Source organism: Actinocorallia lasiicapitis (assembly GCF_054778695.1).
In genome coordinates, this window is the sequence record NZ_BAAGZI010000549.1 from 1 (window position 1) to 2,954 (window position 2,954).

Genomic DNA, 2,954 nt, shown 5'->3' on the forward strand with positions numbered 1-2,954 from the left:
CCGCGTTACCCCTGCTTCATGTCAGGGGGTGAGGGTGAGGGTGTTGGCGGGGGTTTGGGCGGGTGGCGTGAAGGGCCAGGGGATGGTCCGGCCGGAGGCCCAGAGGGAGGACTGGTCCCAGTAGTTGGGGGAGAAGGGGTGGGCGCTCGCGCCCGCCAGGTTGATGTAGCGGGAGTTGTCGAAGTTGGAGAGGTCGGCGACCAGGCGCATCGAGGGGACCCAGTCGACCTGGTAGCCCTCCTGGGCGTCCCAGCCGGTCGCGTTGACGATGGACTGGCCGCCCGACAGGCGGAGTGGGCCCCGGTTGAAGAGGCGTTCGATCGGGGCGATGCCCGAAGTGCCGAAGGTCTCGTTCTCCAAGGTGAGGGTGTGGAGGTCGCCCCACTTCCAGGAAGAGGGGTTCTTGCCCAGCCGCTTCGTGAGCTCGGCGGAGGCGTCGGACAGAGCCGCCTTGATCATGTCGTCGCGGGTCTCCTTCGCCGGAGTGGTGGAGTCGTCCCAGTAGGGGTCGTCCGGCTGGGTGAGGAGGGCTCGGACCACTTCGAACCAGCGGTCGCCGCCGTCGGGACGGGCGCCCTCGGGCAGGTCGTCGTTGAAAGTGCGCAGCAGCAGATGACGCCAGGACGCGTTGAAGAACGCCGCGGCGGCCGAATCGGCGGGCTGGTCGAAATCCCAGCCGTTCAGCAGCTCGGCGCCCTTGGCGCCCGCGCCCAGCCGGATCAGCTCGGGGACGAGGGTCGGGGCGAAACCGTTGCGGGAGTCCATCTGGATCGAGGACATCGCGGCGATGTCGAGCTTGCCGCCGTTCTTGATCCGCTCGTCGATGCGTTCGGCGCGGTACCCGTACGACCAGTCCTTGGTGAGCAGCGGCTGGTAGGAGGGGCCGACGACCGCGTTGTTGGCGGTGACGATGTACCCCTCGGGCGGGTTGTAGGCGGTCGGCAGCTCCTCGAAGGGCAGGAAGCCCTTCCACTCGTGGGCGCCGTCCCAGCCCGCGACGGGCCGGGTGCCGTCACCGGCGGTGCGGATCGGGATACGGCCCGGCGACTGGTAGCCGATGTTGCCCTCGACGTCCGCGTAGACCAGGTTCTGCGCCGGGACCTCGAACGCCGCCGCGCCCTCCCGGAAGGACTTCCAGTCGGTCGCCCGGTTCATATCGAAGATCGCGTCGGCGGTGCGGCCCGGGTCGAGCGCCGTCCAGCGCAGCGCGACGGACATCCCGTCGGTGGCCAGCTTCTTCGGATCGTCCATGACGTCGGAGATCAGCGGTCCGTGCCTGGTCGCCCGGACGGTGATCGTGACGTCGTCGCCGCCCGCGACCTTGATCGTCTCCTGGTGGGTCCGCAGGGGCTCCTGGACGCCCTTGTACTCGTAGGTCGTCCCGGTGGTCTTCTCCAGGTACAGGTCGGTGACGTCCGGACCCAGGTTGGTGAAGCCCCACGCCACCTTGTGGTTGTGGCCGATGACCACACCGGGCAGCCCGGAGAAGGTGAACCCGGTGACGTCGTAGGGGCAGGCCGCCGAGACGGTCCTGCAGTGCAGGCCCGCCTGGTACCAGACCGACGGCAGGTGCGGCGCGAGGTGCGGGTCGTTGGCGAGCAGCGGCTTGCCGGTGGTCGTCCGCGAACCGCCGACGACCCACGAGTTGGAGCCGACCTCGGGGGCGCCGTTGCCGAGCCCCGCGGGCATCACCCGGATCGCCTTGAACACGTCGCTCAGCGCCCGGGCGGGAGCGGTGCGCTCCTGGTCGGCGACGAACTTCCCGCCGCTGACCTTGGCGTTCTTCACGATCACCGGCATCCGGTCGTAGGCGTAGCCGGGGTAGAGCCGGTCGACCCTGTCCTTGGGCAGCTTCTGGTCGGCCAGGGCCCGGCCGAGCTCCTCGTCCATGTTGGAGCGCAAGTCCCAGGCCATGGCCTTGAGCCAGGCCACCGAGTCGGCGGGGCTCCATTTCTCGGGCTTGTAGCCGCTGTTCTGGAAGCCGAGCACCGAGTACTCGAGCGCCTGGTTCGCGGTGTTCGGGTGCTGGTCGAGCCAGGCGTTGACCCCGGAGGCGTAGGACTCCAGCAGCTTGCGGGTCTCGGGCTTCAGCAGCCCGATCTCCTGCTCGGCGGTCTTCCGCCAGCCGAGGGTGCGCACCACCTTGTCGGTGTCGAGGGTGGCGTCGCCGAACAGCTCCGACAGCCGGCCGGCGGTGACGTGCCGCCGGAAGTCCATCTCCCAGAACCGGTCCTGTGCCGTCGCGTACCCCTGGGCGGCCATCAGGTCTTCGGGGGTGTCGGCGTAGATCTGCGGAATCCCGTAGGAGTCGCGCTTCACCTCGACGTTCCCGCTGAGCCCGGGCAGCCGCTCGGAACCCGAATAGTCGGGGAACGCCCGGCGGACCGTCCAGGTCAGCCAGAGAGCCGCCAGAACCGCGATGACCAGTACCGATGCCAGGACCCGGACGCCCCAGCGGGCGGGCCGAGGCCACTTACTCAAGAAACTCACCTCCGTACTTTATGACGCAGATCACCCCACTCTGACCCGTCGGTCAGGCGGCCGCCGAGCCGGGAACGTCGGGCAGCAGCCCGGGTGGATCACCGTAGGCGTCGGCCAGATCCGCCGAGGTCAGCGAGATGAGGGCTTCCGTGGGGTGGAGCCCGTTGTGCAGCGCCTGCCGGAGCAGCCGGGACATCGAGTAGCCGGGCGAGACCGAATCGCAGAGATCGAGGGCGAGGTTGGCGAGGGTGCCGTCGCCGCCGAGGTAGGCGCAGTAGGCGTAGAGGCAGGCCGGCGCGGCCAGGTGGCGCGGTTCGGCGTGGGTGAGGACGTGCTGCCAGAACTGCCGGTGCCGGGGGAGCGAGGCGACGGTGACATGGATCCAGGCCTCGTCGCGGACGCGCAGCGAGCCCAGCGCGACGGTCAGCTCGGCGATCAGCCGGGGCGGCGGCAGCGGGCCGCCGTCGCGGGCG

2 protein-coding genes are annotated in these 2,954 nt (G+C 69.7%); both read right to left on the reverse strand.

Going from position 1 to position 2,954, the window contains the following annotated elements; all coding sequences use genetic code 11:
• Positions 1–21 precede the first annotated feature (21 nt).
• Positions 22–2,481 carry a penicillin acylase family protein gene (locus ACYVE7_RS31925; RefSeq protein WP_460370026.1) on the reverse strand — a complete coding sequence of 820 codons (2,460 nt, stop codon included), beginning with the start codon at positions 2,479–2,481 and terminating at the stop codon, positions 22–24.
• Positions 2,482–2,533: 52 nt separating this feature from the next.
• On the reverse strand, positions 2,534–2,954 hold a 421-nt coding region (locus ACYVE7_RS31930; protein ID WP_460370028.1), incomplete at its 5' end, for a DUF4192 domain-containing protein.